Origin of the sequence: Massilia sp. METH4 (genome assembly GCF_037094685.1) — a bacterium.
In the GTDB taxonomy this organism is placed as follows: Bacteria; Pseudomonadota; Gammaproteobacteria; order Burkholderiales; family Burkholderiaceae_D; genus Rugamonas.
In genome coordinates this window covers 674,291-693,876 of record NZ_CP146614.1, presented here as the reverse complement: position 1 = coordinate 693,876, position 19,586 = coordinate 674,291, and the positions used below count along the sequence as shown (strand labels likewise).

The 19,586-nt window shown below is 65.2% G+C and carries 17 protein-coding genes and 1 tRNA gene; 9 read left to right on the top strand and 9 right to left on the bottom strand.

The window, feature by feature from the left end; genetic code table 11:
- Positions 1 to 18: 18 nt before the first annotated feature.
- The 7 genes from rlmH to V6Z91_RS03030 all read right to left on the bottom strand — a co-directional run bounded on the left by rlmH (position 19) and on the right by V6Z91_RS03030 (position 5,915).
- Positions 19 to 489 carry a 23S rRNA (pseudouridine(1915)-N(3))-methyltransferase RlmH gene (rlmH, locus tag V6Z91_RS03060; protein ID WP_338766529.1) on the bottom strand — a complete coding sequence of 157 codons (471 nt, stop codon included), beginning with the start codon at positions 487 to 489 and terminating at the stop codon, positions 19 to 21.
- A gap of 13 nt (positions 490 to 502) precedes the next feature.
- A complete protein-coding gene (gene rsfS / locus V6Z91_RS03055; RefSeq protein WP_338766527.1) occupies positions 503 to 1,210 on the bottom strand; it encodes a ribosome silencing factor in 708 nt (235 codons plus the stop codon).
- Between the two features lie 6 nt (positions 1,211 to 1,216).
- The gene (gene nadD / locus V6Z91_RS03050; RefSeq protein ID WP_338766525.1) at positions 1,217 to 1,873 is read right to left on the bottom strand and encodes a nicotinate (nicotinamide) nucleotide adenylyltransferase; all 657 of its coding nucleotides are present in this window, start codon (positions 1,871 to 1,873) and stop codon (positions 1,217 to 1,219) included.
- Between the two features lie 11 nt (positions 1,874 to 1,884).
- Complete coding sequence (gene hemF, locus V6Z91_RS03045; RefSeq protein ID WP_338766522.1) at positions 1,885 to 2,793, bottom strand: oxygen-dependent coproporphyrinogen oxidase; 909 nt, start codon at positions 2,791 to 2,793, stop codon at positions 1,885 to 1,887.
- Between the two features lie 44 nt (positions 2,794 to 2,837).
- Entirely contained in the window at positions 2,838 to 4,106 is a 1,269-nt protein-coding gene (gene purD, locus V6Z91_RS03040; protein WP_338766519.1) for a phosphoribosylamine--glycine ligase, read from the bottom strand.
- 155 nt (positions 4,107 to 4,261) lie between these two features.
- Complete coding sequence (locus tag V6Z91_RS03035; RefSeq protein WP_338766517.1) at positions 4,262 to 4,987, bottom strand: YebC/PmpR family DNA-binding transcriptional regulator; 726 nt, start codon at positions 4,985 to 4,987, stop codon at positions 4,262 to 4,264.
- A gap of 94 nt (positions 4,988 to 5,081) precedes the next feature.
- Positions 5,082 to 5,915 carry a DUF4214 domain-containing protein gene (locus tag V6Z91_RS03030; RefSeq protein WP_338766515.1) on the bottom strand — a complete coding sequence of 278 codons (834 nt, stop codon included), beginning with the start codon at positions 5,913 to 5,915 and terminating at the stop codon, positions 5,082 to 5,084.
- Positions 5,916 to 6,069: 154 nt separating this feature from the next.
- On the opposite strand from V6Z91_RS03030, the gene V6Z91_RS03025 reads away from it, so the two are divergent.
- The 5 genes from V6Z91_RS03025 to V6Z91_RS03005 are packed head-to-tail and all read left to right on the top strand — an operon-like array spanning position 6,070 to position 9,978.
- Complete coding sequence (locus V6Z91_RS03025) at positions 6,070 to 6,987, top strand: DMT family transporter (protein ID WP_338766513.1); 918 nt, start codon at positions 6,070 to 6,072, stop codon at positions 6,985 to 6,987.
- A gap of 1 nt (position 6,988) precedes the next feature.
- On the top strand, positions 6,989 to 7,390 hold the full coding sequence (locus tag V6Z91_RS03020) for a methylglyoxal synthase (protein ID WP_338766511.1): 402 nt from the start codon (positions 6,989 to 6,991) through the stop codon (positions 7,388 to 7,390).
- On the top strand, positions 7,387 to 8,379 hold the full coding sequence (locus V6Z91_RS03015) for a quinone oxidoreductase (protein WP_338766509.1): 993 nt from the start codon (positions 7,387 to 7,389) through the stop codon (positions 8,377 to 8,379). The genes V6Z91_RS03020 and V6Z91_RS03015 overlap by 4 nt, the downstream gene beginning before the upstream one ends.
- A gap of 1 nt (position 8,380) precedes the next feature.
- Positions 8,381 to 8,503: a hypothetical protein gene (locus V6Z91_RS03010; RefSeq protein ID WP_338766507.1), complete on the top strand. Its 123-nt coding sequence runs from the start codon at positions 8,381 to 8,383 to the stop codon at positions 8,501 to 8,503.
- The gene (locus V6Z91_RS03005) at positions 8,500 to 9,978 is read left to right on the top strand and encodes a S41 family peptidase (RefSeq protein ID WP_338766505.1); all 1,479 of its coding nucleotides are present in this window, start codon (positions 8,500 to 8,502) and stop codon (positions 9,976 to 9,978) included. Before V6Z91_RS03010 ends, V6Z91_RS03005 begins: the two co-directional genes overlap by 4 nt.
- 132 nt (positions 9,979 to 10,110) lie before the next feature.
- Here V6Z91_RS03005 and V6Z91_RS03000 read toward each other — a convergent pair whose 3' ends face one another.
- Positions 10,111 to 10,761, bottom strand: coding sequence for a DUF4136 domain-containing protein (locus V6Z91_RS03000; protein ID WP_338766504.1), 651 nt, complete (start codon positions 10,759 to 10,761; stop codon positions 10,111 to 10,113).
- A gap of 182 nt (positions 10,762 to 10,943) precedes the next feature.
- On the opposite strand from V6Z91_RS03000, the gene pepN reads away from it, so the two are divergent.
- The 4 genes from pepN (at position 10,944) to V6Z91_RS02980 (ending at position 18,043) form a co-directional block, all read left to right on the top strand.
- Positions 10,944 to 13,577: an aminopeptidase N gene (gene pepN / locus V6Z91_RS02995; RefSeq protein WP_338766502.1), complete on the top strand. Its 2,634-nt coding sequence runs from the start codon at positions 10,944 to 10,946 to the stop codon at positions 13,575 to 13,577.
- A gap of 28 nt (positions 13,578 to 13,605) precedes the next feature.
- Complete coding sequence (locus tag V6Z91_RS02990) at positions 13,606 to 14,616, top strand: class 1 fructose-bisphosphatase (RefSeq protein ID WP_338766500.1); 1,011 nt, start codon at positions 13,606 to 13,608, stop codon at positions 14,614 to 14,616.
- A 109-nt stretch (positions 14,617 to 14,725) separates the two neighbouring features.
- Positions 14,726 to 14,801 (top strand) — tRNA-Thr (locus V6Z91_RS02985).
- 968 nt (positions 14,802 to 15,769) lie between these two features.
- Positions 15,770 to 18,043, top strand: a complete 2,274-nt coding sequence (locus V6Z91_RS02980; protein ID WP_338766498.1) for an ATP-binding protein — start codon at positions 15,770 to 15,772, stop codon at positions 18,041 to 18,043.
- On the opposite strand, the gene V6Z91_RS02975 is transcribed toward V6Z91_RS02980, so the two are convergent.
- Positions 18,040 to 19,551: a hypothetical protein gene (locus V6Z91_RS02975; RefSeq protein ID WP_338766496.1), complete on the bottom strand. Its 1,512-nt coding sequence runs from the start codon at positions 19,549 to 19,551 to the stop codon at positions 18,040 to 18,042. The two genes, V6Z91_RS02980 and V6Z91_RS02975, sit on opposite strands and share 4 nt — an antisense overlap.
- Between the last annotated feature and the right edge of the window lie 35 nt (positions 19,552 to 19,586).

The following is a 19,586-nucleotide window of genomic DNA, read 5'->3' as shown; positions in this document are numbered from 1 at the left end:
ATCAGGAATAAGCCGGGACTACACCCGATGATAAGGGTGGTTTTGTGTGATTGTCCACGCACGGTAGAGCTGCTCGGCCAGCATCACGCGCACGATCCCGTGCGGCAGCGTCATGCTGGAAATCCGGATCAGCCCCTCCGCCTTCGCCTTCAGGCCGGGATCGAGCCCGTCGGCACCGCCGATCAGGAAGGCCGTGTCGCGGCCATCCTGCTGCCACAGCTCGAGCTGCTGCGACAGGCCCACGCTCGTGAGATCCTTGCCGCGTTCGTCGAGCGCGATAATGCGCACCGACTTCGGCAGCGCTCCCTCGATGCGCTCGCGCTCGAGCGCCATCGCGGTGGCCGCGGTCTTGCTGCCGGAGCGCTCGACGGGCTTGATTTCCTTGAGCACGATGCGCAGCTCGGGCGGCATCCGCTTCACGTATTCGGTGAAGCCGGTTTCGATCCAGGCGGGCATCTTGTGCCCGACGGCAGCGATGATCAGCTGCATGCGGTACCCGTGCTTACTCTTCGGCGGCCGGCTTGCGGATGCGCTTGATCACGGTCTTGGCGGGCGCCTTCGGTTCCTTCGCCTTGGCTTCCTTGGCTGCCTTGGCCGATGCCACGGCCGTCTTGGAGGCGGCGACCTTCACCTTCTTGCCTTCCGGCGCCTCGACTGCCGGAGCCGCTTTCTTCGCCGCGGCCTTCTTCGCCACGGCGCCCGCGGCGGCGGCCGCCTTCACGGTACCGGGCTTGCGGGCCGGCGCCTTCTTCTCGATCACCGGTTCGGCTTCCTTGACCGCCTTCGAGGCCGCCAGGTGGCCGGCCTTCTTCTTCGGCGCTGCCTCGGCGGCTTCGGCTACCTTGCCTTCGGCCGACGACTTGCGCTTTGCGGCGCCCAGCTTCACGGGCTTCTCGCCCCAGATTTCTTCCAGGCGGTAGTAGGCGCGGATCGGCTGCTGCATGATGTGCACGATCATGTCACCCAGGTCGACAAGCACCCATTCGCCGGTGTCTTCGCCTTCGATGCCGACCACGTCGCCGCCGGCTTCCTTCACCTTGTCGCGCACGGAGGCGGCCAGGGCACGGGTCTGGCGGTTCGACGTGCCGGACGCGATGGCGATACGGTCGAACAGGCTCGTGAGGCCCGTGGTGTCGAACAGGACGATGTCCTGGCCCTTCACGTCTTCCAGGGCGTCGACGACGAGGGCTTGCAGTTTTTTAATATCCATTCAGTTTTACTTCTTATAAAGATTATGTTGTTCAATATAGTCTAGCACCCGCGCGGGAATCGGCGAGCCGCTATCGTGCTGGAAGTTGCCAGCCGCCAGTGCTTCCCGGATCTGCGTGGACGAGATGTCCACCGCCAGGTCCGGCGCGATGCAAGTGTTCCCGGCTGGCCGGCTGCACAGCCGTTGCGCCGGCACGAGGCGCGCGCCGAACTCGGCCGCCACCTCGACCGGGATGTCCGGCCCGTCGAGCCGGAAGCCGGGGCGGGCTGCCACGCACAGGTGGGCCAGCGCGAACAGGTCGCGCCACGCATGCCAGGTGTGCAGCCGCTGCAGCTGGTCGGCACCCATCAGGAAGCACAGGGCCGTTTCGGGGCCGAGTTCGCCGCGCAGCGCGCGCAGCGTCTCGACCGTGTAGGTCGGCCGGCCCCGGTCGATCTCCTGCCGGTCGATCACCACCCGGCAGGGTTCATCCGCGAATGCCAGCGTGGCCATGTCCGCGCGCTGCTGCGGCGTGGCCACCAGGGTGCTCTTTTGCCACGGCACGGTGGGAATCACGCGCAGCTCGGCAGCGCCCAGCAGCCGCACGAAGGTGGCGCCGAGCGCCACGTGGCCGTTGTGGATGGGATCGAAGCTGCCGCCCAGCAGCAAGACGCAGCGAGTCACGATGCAGCCGGTCACACCAGCCAGTCGCGGTGCGGCAGGAAGTCGGTATACAGCGCCGCCTCCGGCGTGCCGTCCGCCGGGTGCCAGTCGTAGCGCCATTTCACCACCGGCGGCATCGACATCAGGATCGCCTCGGTGCGCCCGCCCGACTGCAGGCCGAACAGCGTGCCGCGGTCGAACACGAGGTTGAATTCCACATACCGGCCGCGCCGGTAAGCCTGGAAGTCGCGTTCCCGTTCGCCATAGGGCGTGTCCTTGCGGTTTTCCAGGATCGGCAGGTAGGCTTTCACGAAACCGTCGCCCACGCTCTTCATCATCGCGAAGCTGGTGTCGAAATCGCGCTCGTTGAAGTCGTCGAAGAAGATGCCGCCGACGCCGCGCGCTTCCTGGCGGTGCTTCAGGTAGAAATACTCGTCGCACCACTTCTTGAAGCGCGGGTGCAGGTCTTCGCCGAACGGCGCGAGCATGTCGCGGCAGCTGCGGTGGAAGTGCCGCACGTCGGCCTCGTTGGCGTAGTAGGGCGTCAGGTCCATTCCGCCGCCGAACCACCACACCGGCGTGCCGTCCCCGGTCGTCGTCGAGAAGAAACGCACGTTCATGTGCACCGTCGGCGCATACGGATTGCGCGGGTGGAGCACCAGCGAGACGCCCATCGCTTCCCACGCACGCCCGCCGATGCCGGGGCGGTGCGCCGCGGCCGAAGGCGGCAGCTTCGCGCCGGTCACATGCGAGAAGTTGCAGCCGCCCCGTTCCAGCACATTGCCTTCCTCGACGAGGCGCGAGATGCCGCCGCCGCCTTCCGGGCGCTCCCAGGCGTCGCGCAGGAACGGCTTGCCGTCGGCCGCCTCGAGGGCGGCGACGATGCGTTCTTGCAGGTCGATCAGGTAGGCTTTGACGGCGGCGGGGTTGGGGGTGGTCATGGATTTCGTTGTAGGGTGTCGATATCTGTAGTCAAGCAATCGGGTCAGTGCTTCAACCCGCGCCAGCCGATATCGCGCCGGTACTGCATGCCATCGAACCGGATCTTCTCGACCGTTTCGTAAGCCTGCTTCTGCGCCAGCTTCACGGAGTCGCCCAGCCCCACCACGCACAGCACGCGGCCGCCCGAGGTGACCAACCGGCCGTCTTCCTCGGTCGTGCCGGCATGGAAGGTGACCGCTTCCGGCGTCTCGGCCGGAATGCCTTCGATGATGTTGCCTTTCACCGGGTTGTCCGGATAGCCGGCCGCGGCCAGCACCACGCCCACGGCGGTGCGGCGGTCCCATTCCAGGCCCACGGCGTCCAGCGTGCCGTTCACCGCGTGTTCCATCACGCCGACCAGGTCGGTCTTCAGGCGCGCCATGATCGGCTGGGTTTCCGGGTCGCCCATGCGGCAGTTGAATTCCAGCGTCTTCGGGTTGCCGGCCGCGTCGATCATCAGGCCCGCGTACAGGAAGCCGGAGAATGGGATGCCATCCTTCGACATGCCCGCGATGGTCGGGTTGATGATTTCGCGCATCACGCGCGCATGCATTGCCGGCGTCACGATCGGCGCGGGCGAATAGGCGCCCATGCCGCCCGTGTTCGGGCCCTGGTCGTTGTCCAGCAGGCGCTTGTGGTCCTGGCTGGTGGCTAGCGGCAGCACGTTCTTGCCGTCGCACATGACGATGAACGATGCTTCCTCGCCGGCCAGGAATTTCTCGATGACGATGCGGGCGCCCGCGTCGCCGAAGCGGTTGTCCGACAGCATGTGCTCGACGGCCTGGTGCGCTTCTTCCAGGCTCATCGCCACTACCACGCCCTTGCCGGCGGCCAGGCCGTCGGCCTTGATCACGATCGGCGCGCCCTTGGCGTCGATGTAGGCGTGCGCCTTGGCCGCGTCGCTGAACGTTTCGTACTCGGCGGTGGGAATGCCGTGGCGCTTCATGAACGCCTTGGCGAAGTCCTTCGACGATTCCAGCTGCGCCGCTTCCTTCGTGGGGCCGAAGACCTTCAGGCCGCGCGCGCGGAACAGGTTGACGATGCCGCCGGCCAGCGGCGTTTCCGGGCCCACCACGGTCAGCGCGATGTGTTCCCTCGTCACGAATTCAGCCAGCGTGTTCAAGTCCGTGATCGGCAGGTTCTGCAGGCGCGGGTCGCGGGCCGTGCCGCCGTTGCCGGGCGCGACGTAGACGATCTGCACCCGTTCCGATTGCGCCAATTTCCAAGCCAGCGCGTGCTCGCGGCCGCCGGAGCCGACTACCAGAATTTTCATAGGGATCTTCGGTTGGTTTTTTGGGAAGCTGTTTCCGCATGCGCCACTGCACGGGCGAGGACGCATGCGGAAAGAACCTCGCAGACTGAAACAGCGGCCCGCGGGCCGCTGCTGCATCGTTTTACTGCATCGCCGGCCGTTGCCGGCGCCATCCGTCACTCTTCGATGACGGCGTTGGTATAGACCTCCTGGGTATCGTCCAGGTTTTCCAGCGCATCGAGCAGTTTCTGCATCTTCACCGCATCTTCGCCGGTGAATACCGTCTCGGTCGATGGCTTCATCACGATCTCGGCCACTTCGGCCTTGAAGCCGGCCTTTTCCAGCGCATCCTTGACGGTGGCGAAATCGTTCGGCGCGCACAGCACTTCGAAGCCGCCTTCTTCGTCGGCGATCACGTCTTCGGCACCCGCTTCGAGGGCGGCGTCCATCAGTGTCGCTTCATCGGTGCCGGGCGCGAACAGGAACTGGCCGCAATGCTTGAACAGGAAGGACACGGAGTTTTCCGTGCCCATGTTGCCGCCGAATTTGCTGAATGCGTGGCGCACTTCGGCCACGGTACGCACGCGGTTGTCGGTCATGCAGTCGACGATGACCGCCGCGCCGCCGATGCCGTAGCCTTCGTAACGGACTTCCTCGTAATTGGTGCCTTCGTCGCCGCCGGTGCCGCGCGTGATCGCGCGTTGCACGTTGTCCTTCGGCATATTGGCGTCCGCCGCCTTGTCGATCGCCAGGCGCAGGCGCGGATTGGCATTGACGTCGCCGCCGCCCATGCGCGCGGCGACCGTGATTTCCTTGATCAGGCGCGTCCAGATCTTACCGCGTTTCGCGTCCGTTGCAGCCTTTTTGTGCTTGATATTGGCCCATTTGCTGTGTCCAGCCATGTTCGGTCTTCCTTAGACGGTATGCAATCGAGGGCGGTATTCTAGCATACCGCCCCCCTGCCGATTGCGCCGCCCGGGCCGCGGAAAAGGCTCGTCAGCCGAGGTACAGCGTGTACTCGATGCCGTTCTGGATCTCGCCGATCACGCCCGCGATGTTTTCGGGGCTCTGGGCGAATTCGTTCAGCACCTCGGCGCGCGACGCGCCGCTGTTCAGCGCATTCATCCAGAAGTCGAACCCGCCCTGGTCGTAGGGACGGTCGAGGATGTTGTTGTACAGGCTCGTGAGGAAGTCGTTGTTCGACGTGTTCGCCCCGTACTTGTTGATGAACTCCTGGCTCGCCATGAACTGGCCGGCGATGTACAGGTTGTCGTAGCCGCGGTCGGATGCCGAGATCCAGAAGCCGAGCCCGCCCGCGTCGGGATTGCGGTCGAACGCTGCCTCGTACAGGCGATACATGTCGCCGGCATTGTCGCCCTTGGCGATGTCGAAGGCGACCGACTTGTCGGCGAATTGCAGGCGCTCGACCATGGAGACCGTGTCGGTCACCCCGACCGACGTGACACCGACGGGCTTGCTATTGCTGACCTGCACGCTGTAGCTGGCGCGCTGGCCCGCGTAGATTGCCGTGTCGAGGCCGCCGCCGCCGTTGATGAGATTCGTGCCGCTGCCGCCGACCAGGTAGTCGGCGCCCGAGCCGCCTTGCAGCGAATCGTTGCCGTCTCCGCCGTCGAGCCAGTCGCCGAAGAAGTCTTCCCGGAAACCGGTGACGGAGTTGCTGTCCAGGTACTCCTTGCTGTCCAGCGCGTCGTTGCCGGCGCCGCCGATCAGCGTGTCGTTGCCGCCGTAGCCGTAGAAGACGTTGTTTTCAGCGCCGCCTTCGAACCTGTCGTTGATATGCGTGCCGCCCAGGAATGATGAGTCTGCCATGATAATTTCCTTGTTGGATAACAAAATTGCATTATCCAGACTACAATGAAATTGCAGAGTTGTCGATGGCAAGTTGCTGTCGTGCGGCCCTTGCGCGGCCGGCATGGATGGAGTATGGCGGACAGCGGCGGCGGATTGCCCGTACAATGTTCCGATGGACAAAACAATAACGACCCCATCCGCGTCCTACCTGGGCGGGCTGGCGCTGGCCGTCGGCGGTGCCGTGCTGTTTTCCGCCAAGGCCGTCATCGCCAAGCTGCTGTACCGCTACCAGCTCGACGCCGTCACGCTGATCGCCTTCCGCATGCTGTTCTCGCTGCCGGTGTTCGCCGCCGTGGCGCTGTGGAAGATGCGTGGCGCCGTGCCGCTGTCGCTTGGCGACCGCTGGCGCATCGTCGGCCTGGGGCTGGTTGGCTATTACCTGTCCAGCTTCCTCGATTTCCTCGGCCTGCAATACATCACCGTGGGCCTGGAGCGGCTGATCCTGTTCCTCACACCGACCTTCGTGCTGCTGATCTCGGCCACCTGGCTGCGCCAGCACATCGGCCGCATGCAGTGGCTGGCGCTGGCCGTGTCGTATGGCGGCATCGTGCTCGTGTTCGTGCACGACCTCCAGGGCGGCGGCTCGAACGTGCTGCTCGGTTCCTCGCTGGTGCTGGGCTCGGCGGCCGCCTATGCCGCCTACCTGCTGCTGTCGGGCGAAATGGTGAAACGCCTCGGCGCGCTGCGGCTGGTGGCGTACGCGATGTGCGTTTCCAGCGCGGCGTGCATCGGCCAGTATTTCCTGCTGCGCCCGGCCGCCGGCCTGGTCCAGCCGCTGGAGGTCTATGGCCTGTCGCTGATGAACGGCCTGCTATGCACGGTGGCGCCGGTATTCATGACGATGACCGCGGTGCAGCGCATCGGCGCCGGCGCGGCCTCGCAGGCCGGCATGATCGGCCCCGTTTCCACGCTGTTCCTCGGCGCCGTGATCCTGGCCGAACCCGTCACCAGCTGGCAGCTGGCGGGCACCGCCCTGGTACTGGCCGGCATCTACCTGCTTTCCCACGCTAAACCCAAGAACGGAAATTGACATGACCGCTCCACGCATCGCCCTGATCGCCCACGACAAGAAGAAAGACGACATGATCGCCCTGGCCGGCGAGTACGTGGATTTCCTGCGCCGCTGCGCGCTCACCGCCACGGGCACGACAGGCGGGCGGCTCGTCAACGAATTGGGGCTGACGGTGGACCGCAAGCATTCCGGCCCGCTGGGCGGCGACCTGCAGATCGGCGCGCTGCTGGTCGAGGACGGCATCGACGCGGTGATCTTCCTGCGCGATCCGATGACGCCACAGCCGCACGAGCCGGACATCAACGCGCTGGTACGCGCCTGCGACGTGCACAACGTGGCCTGTGCCACCAACGTGGCGACGGCGCACCTGGTGCTGTCGCAATTGCAGGCGGCCGGTGCCGCCGACGGGGAGGGAGCATGAGCAAGCCAATGACGGGCAAGGCGATCCGCATGAGCAGGACCGGCGGGCCGGAAGTGATGGAATACGTCGACGTCGAGGTGGGGCCGCCGGGGCCGGGCGAAGCCACCGTGAAGCACGGGGCGATCGGCGTGAACTTCATCGACGTGTACTTTCGCACCGGCCTGTACCCGCAGCCGTTGCCGAACGGGCTGGGCATGGAAGGCGCGGGCACCGTGGAAGCGGTGGGCGAGGGCGTCACGCACGTGAAGGTGGGCGACCGCGTGGCCTATGCCGGCCGGCCGAACGGTGCCTACGCGCAGGTGCGCAACATGCCGGCCAGCCTGCTGGTGGCGCTGCCCGACCATATCGCCTTCGACACGGCGGCAGCCATGATGCTGCAAGGGATGACGGTGCAATACCTGCTGCACCGTACCGCGCACCTGAAGCCGGGCGACACGATCCTGTGGCATGCGGCGGCGGGCGGCGTGGGGCTGATCGCCTGCCAGTGGGCGAAGGTGCTGGGCGTGAACCTGATCGGCACCGTGGGCTCGGAAGAAAAGGCGGCGCTGGCGATCGAGCACGGCGCCGCGCACGTGATCAACTACAAGCGCGACAATTTCGTGGACAAGGTGCGCGAGCTCACGAACGGCGAGGGCGTGTCCGTCGTCTACGATTCGATCGGGCAGGACACGTTCTTCGGCTCGCTCGATTGCCTGGCCCCGCTGGGCCTGATGGTCAGCTTCGGCAACGCCTCCGGCCCCGTGCCGGCGTTCGCGCCGTCCGAACTGCAATCGCGCGGCTCGCTGTTCCTCACGCGCCCCACGATGATGCACTACACGGCCAAGCGCGAAGACCTGGAAGCGACGGCCCGCTCGCTGTTCGGCGTGGTCGCCAGCGGCGAAGTGAAAATCGCCATCAACCAGCGCTACCACCTGCCGGACGTGGCCCAGGCCCACGCCGACCTGGAGTCGCGCAAGACCACCGGTTCCTCGATCCTGATCCCGCGCTGAGATGAGCAATCCACCCGACGACAACGACGGCAATCCGAAATTCGGCTGGCTGCTCATCGCGCTGCTGCTGGCGCTGGTGCTGGTGGTGTTGATCACCTTCGCCAGCGAAGCCCTGTTCACATGAGGCGCCTGATTGCCGCCACGGCGCTGGCCGCCACCTGCGCCGCGGCCACGGCGCAGGTTCCGCCCGCCACCCCCGCCGGCTGGCAAGCCGCCGCAACCCGCGACATCGTGGCCGCCTACGACATCACGCTGGCCAACCATGCGGGAGTGCTCGATCCGCACAATCCGGGCTTCAGCGCCAGCCTGAAGGCGGCGCGCGACCATGGCCTGGCGCTGGCTGCCAGGGTGACCGATGCGCACGGCTACGTGGCCGCGGTGCAGGGCTTCACCGCGCGCATCCAGGACGGCCATGCGGGCATGCGCTTCAAGATGGACGGCAGCGCCCTGGCGCCGCATCGGTGGCCCGGCTTCGTGGCCGCGTGGCGCGGCGACCTGTATGTCCATTCCGCCGAGGAGGGCGCCGCGCGGCAGGGCGAACGGATCGTCTCCTGCGACGGCAAGAGCGCCCGGCAGCTGATGCTGGAGAACGTGTTCGCGTTCCAGGGCCGGCCGGCCGAAGCGGGGCAGTGGTGGAGCCTGGCGCCTTGGCTGTTCCTGGACGCGCATAACCCGTTCGTGGCACGTCCGGCCAGCTGCGTGTTCGAGCTGGCCGGGCAGCGCATCGAACGCAAGCTGGACTGGCGGCCGATGACGGCGCAGGCGCGCGCCTGGCAGGAGAACAACCTGGCACCGGATACGCTGCCGGTGGGCCTGACTGAACCGCGCCCCAGGCTGTTCTGGATGGCGATGCCCACGTTCCATCCCTCGGACGCGGAACGGGCCACCTACCACGCCGTGTACAAGCAGGTGGAAACGGAGCGCGCGCGCTTCCTGGCCGCGGACGCGGTCGTGATCGACCTGCGCAACAACGGCGGCGGCAATTCGGTCTGGAGCGGCAATTTCGCGGCGGCGCTGTGGGGTGGCGACCGGGTGATGCGCCGCGCCCAGGCGCGCAGCGCGAACGAGCGCGTGTGGTACCGCGCCACGCCGGACAATATCGCCCACTTCAGGATGATCGCCGATACCTTCGCGGCCAAGAAGGAAACGGCGATCGCCGGGTGGGCGGCGCAGCGTGAGGAGGGCATGCGCGCGGCGCTGGCAGCGGGCAAGCCGTACTACATCGACAACGAGGATGCGCCGCCGCCGGTGCCTGACCCGGCAGCGGACCGGCCGGGCGACCCGCCGGCCTTCACCCGGCCCGTGTACGTGATCGTGCCCGGCAATTGCGCCAGCGCCTGCCTCGATGCGGTGGATGTGTTCAAGCTGTTCCCGAACACGAAGCTGATCGGCGCCCCCAGCTCGGCCGATTCGACATATATGGAAGTGCGCTCGCACGACTTGCCGGGCGGCTTGGCCCGCGTGATCGTGCCGGTCAAGCTGTACGTGAACCGGCCGCGCGGCAATGGCCAGTTCTACGAGGCCGATATCGCCGTGACAGCCTTGCAGTGGACGACGGCCGAGTTCCTCTCCGTCGTCGAGCGCGACTTAGCCAGATAAAAAATTGCCGGCAAAATGGGGACAGACCCCATTTTCCCGGCAATATTTCCTCGAAAATGGGGTCTGTCCCCATTTTTGAGGCAACATTTGCGCGAGATATCGCTCGATCTCTGCCGGTAATGCAACCCGGCCTTACTGCAGCTCCAGCTCCACCCGTTTCTGCTTGCCATTCTCCCCTGGGAACCCGGTAAACGCGCTCTGCACGAGCAGCGGCATCACGGAAGGCGTCGACTGCCGGCTGCTGGTGTTCTGCACCGTCACGTCATAGAGCTTCTTGCCCGCCGTGTCGGCGATGGTCACGTTCAGCTTGCGCTCGTAGTTGTGCCGGATCACTTCGCGGTATTCCACGGGACCGTACATCCACGGATCGTAGTACGGGCGGAATGCCCAGTAGCGGTAGCGGTAGCGGTGCGGGTAGAAGCCGCGGTAGGGCCAACCGCCGTAGGGCCCCCAGTACGGGCCGCTGGCCCAGAACGGGTCGTAGGCTTGCAGCACCCGCGTGGGCCGGTCGATCGTCGAGAACGCCATGTCGACGCGCAGCTTCGCCTGCTCGGCAGCGCCCGCCTGCGCAAAGCCCAGCTTGGACAATTCATTGGCCACCAGGCCCTGGTAGCTGCGGTATTCCAGCGTGTCCTCGCTCGGCGCCGGCGTGTCGAACACATAAGTCTTTTCCTGCAGTTCCGCCGGCCACTGGTGGAATACCGTGACGTCGCTGCGGATGGTGGTTGCGCACCCGCCGAGCAGCAGGCTGCCTGCAAGGACAAGGAGGCCTAAGGATTTCATGATCTACTCCCAGAAAAAGGTATTTCCCCACGTTCAGTGTATGACTGCTCCGCTTGCGTCACTCAATTATTACAGATTGTTACGGGCGTTCGGAAAGCGGAAACTTTCAGCGCGCTATCGGGCATCGGTGAGGCTTGGTGTTGGTAAAATAACCTTTTGTCCGCAACGAAGGTGAAGGCCCCATGAGAACCGACAGCCCGCAGACGATTTACCGCAAGGATTACACCCCGCCCAGCTACCTTGTCGAAACGGTGGAACTGGGTTTCGATCTCGACCCCGCCCGCACGATCGTCGCCAACCGGATCACGCTCCGCCACAATCCCGACAGCAAGAGCCGCGACATCGTCTTGCACGGCGAAGAAATCGAGCTGGTGGCGCTGCGGCTGAACGGTACCGAACTGAACCCGGGCCAGTACATACTGGGGACGAACACGCTCACTATCAAGAAGGCGCCGCTGAACGCGGTTCTCGAGATCGAGACGACGTGCGTGCCGGAACAGAACACCACATTGTCGGGCCTGTACGTCTCCAACGGCAGTTTCTACACGCAGTGCGAGGCCGAGGGTTTCCGCCGCATCACTTACTTCCCGGACCGGCCGGACGTGATGGCCGTCTTCACCGTGATGCTGCGCGCCGACAAGGAAAAATATCCGGTGCTGCTGTCGAACGGCAACCTGGTCGAGCAGGGCGACCTGGATGACGGCCGGCATTACGCTAAATGGGAAGATCCGTTCAAGAAGCCTTCCTACCTGTTCGCGCTGGTGGCCGCCAGGCTGGTCTGCCAGGAGGAAACGTTCAGGCTGGCGGACGGCCGCGACGCATTGCTGCAGGTGTGGGTGGAAGAGGGCAACCTCGACAAGACAGACTATGCGATGCAGTCGCTGAAGAACTCGATCCGCTGGGACGAGGAGCGCTGGGGCCTGGAGCTGGACCTGGACCGCTTCATGATCGTCGCCGTGGGCGACTTCAACATGGGCGCCATGGAAAACAAGGGCCTGAACATCTTCAACACCAAGTTCGTGCTGGCCAACCCGGCCACCGCCACGGATGTCGACTACGCCGGCATCGAGGCGGTCGTCGGCCACGAATACTTCCACAACTGGACCGGCAACCGGGTCACGTGCCGCGACTGGTTCCAGCTGTCGCTGAAGGAAGGCTTGACCGTGTTCCGCGACCAGGAATTCTCGGCCGACATGATCGGCACTGCCAGCGGCCGCGCCGTGACGCGCATCGAGCAGGTGCGCACGCTGCGCCAGGCCCAGTATCCGGAAGATGCCGGCCCGATGGCCCATCCGGTGCGCCCGGACTCTTTCGTGGAGATCAACAATTTTTATACGGTGACCGTCTACGAGAAGGGTGCCGAGGTCGTGCGCATGTACCAGACCCTGCTGGGCCGCGAGGGCTTCCGCAAGGGCATGGACCTGTACTTCCAGCGCCACGATGGCCAGGCCGTCACGTGCGACGATTTCCGCGCCGCGATGGCCTCGGCCAACGATCGCGACCTGGCGCAGTTCGAGCGCTGGTACAGCCAGGCCGGCACGCCGGTTGTGACGGCGCGCGGCGAATACGATGCCGGCGCGCAGCGCTATGTGCTGACCTTGTCGCAGCACTGTCCCCCCACGCCCGGCCAGCCGGAAAAGCTGCCGTTCCATATCCCGGTCGCCGTCGGCCTCTTGGCCGCCAGCGGCGCCGACCTGCCGCTCAACCCGAACGGCGACACCACGGTGGTGCTGGAACTGACCGAAGCGGAGCAGGCTTTCACGTTCGACGGCATTCCCGAAGCACCGACCCCGTCGCTGCTGCGCGATTTCTCGGCGCCGGTCGTTCTCGAATATCCGTACACGGACGAAGAACTGCTGCACCTGTTCCGCTTCGACAGCGACCCTGTGAACCGCTGGGAGGCGGGCCAGCGCCTGGCGATGGAGCGCCTGTTGAAGCTGACGGCGGCCGTGCAGGCCGGCGAGAAGCTCGAACTCGACTATACCTTCGTGTCCGCCCAGCGCACGCTGCTGCTGGACGACTCGCTGGAAGCGGCGTTCCGCGAACAGGCGCTGATCCTGCCATCCGAATCGGTGATTGCCGACCAGATGGAAGTGGTGCACCCGCAGGCCATCCACCATGCGCGCCAGTTCATGCGCCGCACCATCGCCGAGGTGATGCGCAGCGAATTGCTCAACGCGATCGCCGCCAACCAGACGCCGGGACCGTACAGCCCGGACGCCGTCTCGGCCGGCAAGCGCGGCCTGAAGAACGTGGCGCTGGCCTACCTGCTGGCCGCGCCCGATGCGCACTCCCTCGACCTGGCGCGCCGCCAGTTCGCCGAGGCGACGAACATGACCGACCGCGCCGCGGCCCTGACGGCGCTGATCCACAGCGGTGCCGACGTCGAAGAGCAGCTGCAGGCCTTCTACGACCAGTTCAAGGGCGAGGCGCTGGTGGTCGACAAGTGGTTCGCCATGCAGGCCAGCGCACCGACCGCGAACGTGGCGCGCGTGCGCGAACTGATGGGCCACCCCGCCTTCACGCTGCGCACGCCGAACCGCGCGCGCAGCCTGCTGTTCGCCTTCGCCAACAACAACCCCTCGCAATTCCATGCGAAGGATGGCAGCGGCTACGAGTTCTGGGCCGAGCATGTGATCAAGCTCGATGCGCTGAACCCGCAAGTAGCAAGCCGCTTCGCGCGCAGCATGGACCGCTGGCGCCGCTATGCGCCGGAGCTGCAGGCGCACATGCGCCGCGCGCTGGAGCGCGTGGCCGGCGCGCCGAAACTGTCCAACGACGTCATGGAAGTGGTGTCGAAGGCACTCGCGAACTGACAGAATTCATTATCAACCAAGGGAATCCATGAAACGTATCAGCCTCACCCAATACCTCGTCGAGGAACAGCGCGAGCACAACACCATCCCGGCCGAGCTGCGCCTCCTGATCGAGGTGGTCTCGCGCGCCTGCAAGACGATCGCCCACTCGGTGGGCAAGGGCGCCCTTGGCGACGTGCTGGGCGCGCTCGAGAGCGAGAACGTGCAGGGCGAAGTGCAGAAGAAGCTCGACGTGATCTCCAACGAAATCCTGCTGGAAGCGAACGAGTGGGGCGGCCACCTGGCCGCGATGGCGTCCGAGGAGATGGAGTCGATCCACCCGATCCCGAACCGTTATCCGAAGGGCGAATACATGCTGGTGTTCGACCCGCTGGACGGCTCTTCGAACATCGACGTCAACGTGTCGATCGGCACGATCTTCTCGGTGCTGAAGGCGCCGGAAGGCATGTTCGAACCGACCGAGCAGGACTTCCTGCAGCCGGGCACGAAGCAGGTCGCCGCCGGCTACGCCGTGTACGGCCCGCAGACGATGCTGGTGCTGACGACCGGCCACGGCGTGAACTGCTTCACGCTGGACCGCGAGATGGGTTCTTGGGTGCTCACGCAGCGCAATATGCAGATCCCGGCGAAAACCAAGGAGTTCGCCATCAACATGTCGAACCAGCGCCACTGGCATCCGCCGGTGCAGCGCTACATCAGCGAACTGCTGGCCGGTTCCACCGGCGCGCGCGGCACGGACTTCAACATGCGCTGGATCGCCTCGATGGTGGCGGACGTGCACCGCATCCTGAACCGCGGCGGCATCTTCATGTACCCGGCGGACGTGCGCGACCCGAGCAAGCCGGGCAAGCTGCGCCTGATGTACGAAGCGAACCCGATGGCCTTCATCGTCGAGCAAGCCGGCGGCATGGCCACGGACGGCAAGCACCGCATCCTGGACATCGTGCCGACCTCGCTGCACCAGCGCGTGCCCGTGTTCCTGGGCTCGCGCGACGAGGTGGCGACCGTCACGGGCTACCACCACGAAGGCGCCGCTTAAATTTCTGTGGCTGGCCCTAGTCAACCGTAAAATCGGTTGCTATAATGTGGCCTCTTTCGCAGCGCTACATGTGATGCGAAGAACAGGTTAAACAGTTTGTACAGGTTTAGCCGCTGTAGCTCAGTCGGTAGAGCAGCGCATTCGTAATGCGAAGGTCACCAGTTCGATTCCGGTCAGCGGCACCATGACGTAGTAGCAAGCAGTATCAGGTGGTATCAAAACCCGCTCTCCTTCATAGGAGAGCGGGTTTTTTGTTGTCTGCAAAAAGCTCACGGCGTCGCATGGAAGCGCGCACAAATGTCGATACTTTCGTCGGATCTCCGAAGCCAGATTTCCTGATTCGCGGTCGCGCATGACATGGTGGAGCGCGACATCACAGAGTTTTATTGGCCATCACGTGGGAGATCGATGGCTGGCAGGCCGAAGGAGGGACATCTACTCGTCTCCGATTTGAGAGAGAACCTAGCGCATCCGGTCTCGCGTTCTGCCGACTACTTCGGAGGGACCGAAAGGACGGTGATCGTGCGAATGAATTACCCTATAGATAACATCTGCAGGTACTCCGACTGACCTCAGATAATCCTCTGCTTCTTTAATGCCAAGCATCTGACGGTACACCAGGCCTACCTGAATGTGCCCTGCGGTAAGTTCGTCTGTTCTAGCGTTCACTGTGCCACCCTTGTCCACTTGCGCCATGGCAGCTTAGAGCAGATCGGGGCAACTGTACGTGCGGCGGATTACTTACGTGGCCGGAAATTGGCGATGCACAAGGTGGAGCAGCGGGACGAAAAACGCTGACCATGCGGGAATCGGAAAACGGTTCGGAGCAGGCTTTGGCATCCTGTGTCTTCTGCTCGTATGCATGATTGCGATCAGCAGCAAGATGCTCAGGCAGATCAACACGGGAACGGAAGAGATCGTCAATAATTGCATGCCGAAAATCGAGGCGACCAATGCGTTGGTAGGTTTCTGACCGCTCGGCGCACGCCAGCGGGGCCGAAGCTTACCTTGTGCCTCGTGCTTCGCAGCCCGCAGCGGCGGCTCGAGGCAGTGGTATCGTCTGGCAGGTCGTCATGTCGAGCGCGCTGCGTTCAGCCCGGGCAAGCTTCGATGTTACGCTATCTGTTTCGGGTTCATCGAGGGGCTTCGCCTGATGAAAAGACGTCGGCACGCCGGACTGGGCGATTATCTGGCCGTTGGTTTCTGCGGCCTGGCGAGTCTGTTGAGTGTGCTGATCGCATTCGTTATCGGCGATCACGCGGTGCGCCAGGCGAAGCGCGAGGTCGGCCTGGGGCTGGTCGATCTGGCCCGCCAGATCGCCGACAAGCTCGACAGCGGCATGCAGGAACGCTATCGGGAAGTGCAACTGATGTCGCGCCGGCCGGACCTTGTCGGCGCCGGCAGCAATATCCACACTCGCCGTGCGGTACTGGACGAGCGCCAGGCTACCTATCCGCACTATGCATGGATCGGCATGGCGGGACCCGACGGACGAGTGATCGCGGCAACGCGGCGGATGTTCGAGGGCACGGACGTGTCGGCACGTCCTTGGTTCCGGAGCGCGCTCAAGGGCTTGCATGTCGTCGATGTGTCCGAAGCGGGGCCGGCCCCGGAATCGCGCCCGGACGCCAATGCGGCCAGCCGCTTTGTCGATATCGCGTTTCCCTACAGTACACACGACAGTGAGGTGGCCGGGGTGCTCGCGGTCCACCTGTCGTGGAACTGGGCCCGGGAAGTACGCGACTCCGTGGTCCTCCCCAGCAGCGGCCATCGGAATATCCAGGCGCTGATTGTCAGCGAGACTGGCAAGGTTCTGCTCGGCTCCGGCAAGCACACAAGCATACCAGCACGTACCCTGTCTTCCGCCCTTCGGAACGCCGACGGCTATCTGGAGGACACCTGGACGGACGGCGGTTTTCTCGTCGGGCATGCCAGTACCCGTGGATATCGCGATTATCCGGGCCTGGGCTGGCGGGTCGTCGTCAGGCAAGAAGCGGACGAAGCATACCGTACCGCGCGCGCGCTGCAAAAGCGTGTCATGCTCGCTGGCGTCGCCGCCGCGCTGCTTTCATCCCTGCTCGGTTACCTGATGGCCAGGTACCTCGCCCGGCCGCTGCGCGACCTCGCCGCGACGGCCGAGCGGATCAAGAGCGCCCAGGCGCATGCCATCGCACTGCCGCCTCGTGCCTATTCCGAAGTACGGGCGCTGGTGGACGCGCTGAACCGGTTGATCTCGGGGCTATTGCAGCGTGAGCAGGCGCTCGACGAACTCAATCGTACGTTGGAGCAACGGGTAGCGCGGCGTACCGAGGAACTGGAACAGGCACGCGCGCAGGCGCATGCCGACGAGGCACGCATCCAGACGATCATCGAGAACGCGCCCGATGCGTTCATCTCGATTTCGGCCAAGGGCGATATCCGCGACTGGAATCCCGCCGCGCAGAGGCTCTTCGGCTGGCGCCGGGAAGAAGTCGGGGGGCGGTCGTATGTCGAGCTTCTGATACCACCGCGTTTCCGCCAGGGCCACGAAACTGTGCTGCAGGGACTGTGCGGCGGAACGGCTGGCACGCCGCGGCAGCGTTTCGAATGGCTGCTGCTCGACCGGCGCGGCGAGGAGGTGGCGGTCGAGGTAACGGTGGGCCGCGCGGCGACACCCAACGGGGACTATTTCGGGGTCTTCGTGCACGACATTTCCGAGCGCAAGCGGGTCGAGCGCATGAAGAAGGAGTTCATCTCCACGGTTTCGCACGAACTGCGTACACCGATGACGTCGATTAACGCTTCGTTGCTGATGCTCTCGCAAGGAATGGCGGGCGAACTGCCGCGGGACGCGGGAATGCTGATCGACGTGGCGTGCCGGAGTACCGAGCGCATGATCCGGCTCGTCAATGACATGCTCGACATGGAAAAGATCGAGTCGGGAAACCTGCAGTTCGAAATCCGCAGCCAGCCGTTGTCGCCGCTGCTGCGCCAGGCGATCGATACGGTCGCCGGTACTGCGGCGGCGCGCGATGTCCGGCTGGTGGTCGATGGCGATGCCACAGGCCTGGAAGTGCTTGCCGACCATGACCGCATCATCCAGGTCTTGGTCAACCTGCTGTCGAACGCGATCAAGTTCTCGCCAGCCGGCGGCGTCGTCCATGTGCGCGTCGAGCAGGAGGAGAATGCCGTGTCGGTGGCGGTGTGCGACCAGGGCAGGGGCATTCCGGCCGAGTTTCAGGACCGCATCTTCCAAAGGTTCGCGCAGGCCGACAGTTCGGATTCGCGCCGCCGGGAGGGCACCGGGCTCGGCCTGGCGATCTGCAAGGCCATCATCGAAGAGCACGGTGGCGACATTGGTTTCGTGTCGCAACCGGACCACGGCACCCAGTTCTACATCGTGCTGCCCCAGCAAACCCGGTGCCCCGGTCCGGCGGCGCCACACTAGCGGCGCACCGGCAGCGCGTGCAGTGCAAATCCCGCGAACGATGTCCAGGCGGAGAACTGTCTTTCCAGGCCCGGCAGCAAGGCCAGCAGCGCCGGCTCCCTTCCATGGAACGTGGTCTCGCTGCCATCGAGTATCCGTTCATGGCCCAGGCGATAGGCAGGGCCAACGGGGTTCGGTCGAGCGGCATCGAGCAGCAACAATGCGCGCTGTCCCCCGACCTCGACCATCCATAATTCCCCGGACTGCGCCCGCACGTAACGGCGCTGGCGTTCCGCGGCGACCGGCCCCGCTTCCAGCGCGATGCGGACCTGCCTGGCATGCACGACTCCCCAGTCGAGCAATGGTTGCGCGAATGCGGCTATCTGGGCCGGGTCGGTGCGGTAATCCATGATGGTGACCGACGTGGCGCACCGCGCCAGCGCGTCGAGCATGACCGAGCCGGGGCGCCACCAGAACGGAATGACGAAGTCGAGCGCCATGGCGCCCGCGGCATCGCGCAGTGCGCAGGCGAGGGTGCCGTAACGCGAGTCGAGCTGGGCGGCAGCCGCTTCATATCCCGGCAGCAGGTAGTGTTCGACATCGAACTGTACCCCGGCCAGCCTGGCATCGGCGTGCACGGAACCGTTGTAGGCAGCGTAGGCGCGGACACGTCCGATGGTGTTCGCCTGCTCGCCGGGCAGCACCATGCGCGGATCGCCGTCCACCGTCCAGACCGTCATGCCTCGGCGACCCGCTGCGCGAACGAACGATGCCAGTGCGGCGGGCGCCTGCACGGCGCCATGGCGGACCGGCACCGTGACGAACAGCGTGCCGATGCCATGGCTTGCCGCGTGCTCGAGCACCTGACGAGGCGCATGACGCCACATGTCGGCGGACCATATCCAGGTGGCGCGGGCCGGCGGCAGGGAGGCTTGGGTGACGAGTCGCAGCGCGGCCAAGCGTATCGATGCGCCGTTGTCGGGGCAGGCGATCGTGAAGTGTCGCCATTCCTCGCGCGCGAATCCGGCACCTGGCAGATCGGCCTGCCCGGCACCCGATTCGATATGCCCCAGTCCGATGGCGGACTCGCGGGAGGCAAGCGACGCATCTGCCATCGCCAGCGCGAACGTGCCATGGCCGCGGGCCTGCCAATGCAGCCGGGCCCGTGCCAGCGGCAGGGACCAGGGACCCGTCAGGATTGCACCGGCCGGACGCGTCCCCGCGGCACAGTCGAGGACCAGCGCGCTTCCATGGCGGCGTATCGCGACCCGTTCTTCCACACCGAAGGCGCGCCCGGCAAGCAGCGGCATTAAATCTTCATCGAGCGGGAAGGGCTTGCGTGCCTCCGCGTCGTCGCCGGCGGGTATCTCGGCCGATGCGATCCTGAACGGTCCCGTGGCGCCACGGCCGTACAGCAGCAGCGTGTCGCCGGTGCGATCCGGCAGCGGGTGGAGAGACAGCACCTCGTCCGTCGCGACGGGGAGGGCAAGGGCGCCCGAGCAGCCCGGCAGCGGGTAGGGTGCGACCACCAGATGGGCTGCCGATCCGTCGGCGCGGACGAAAC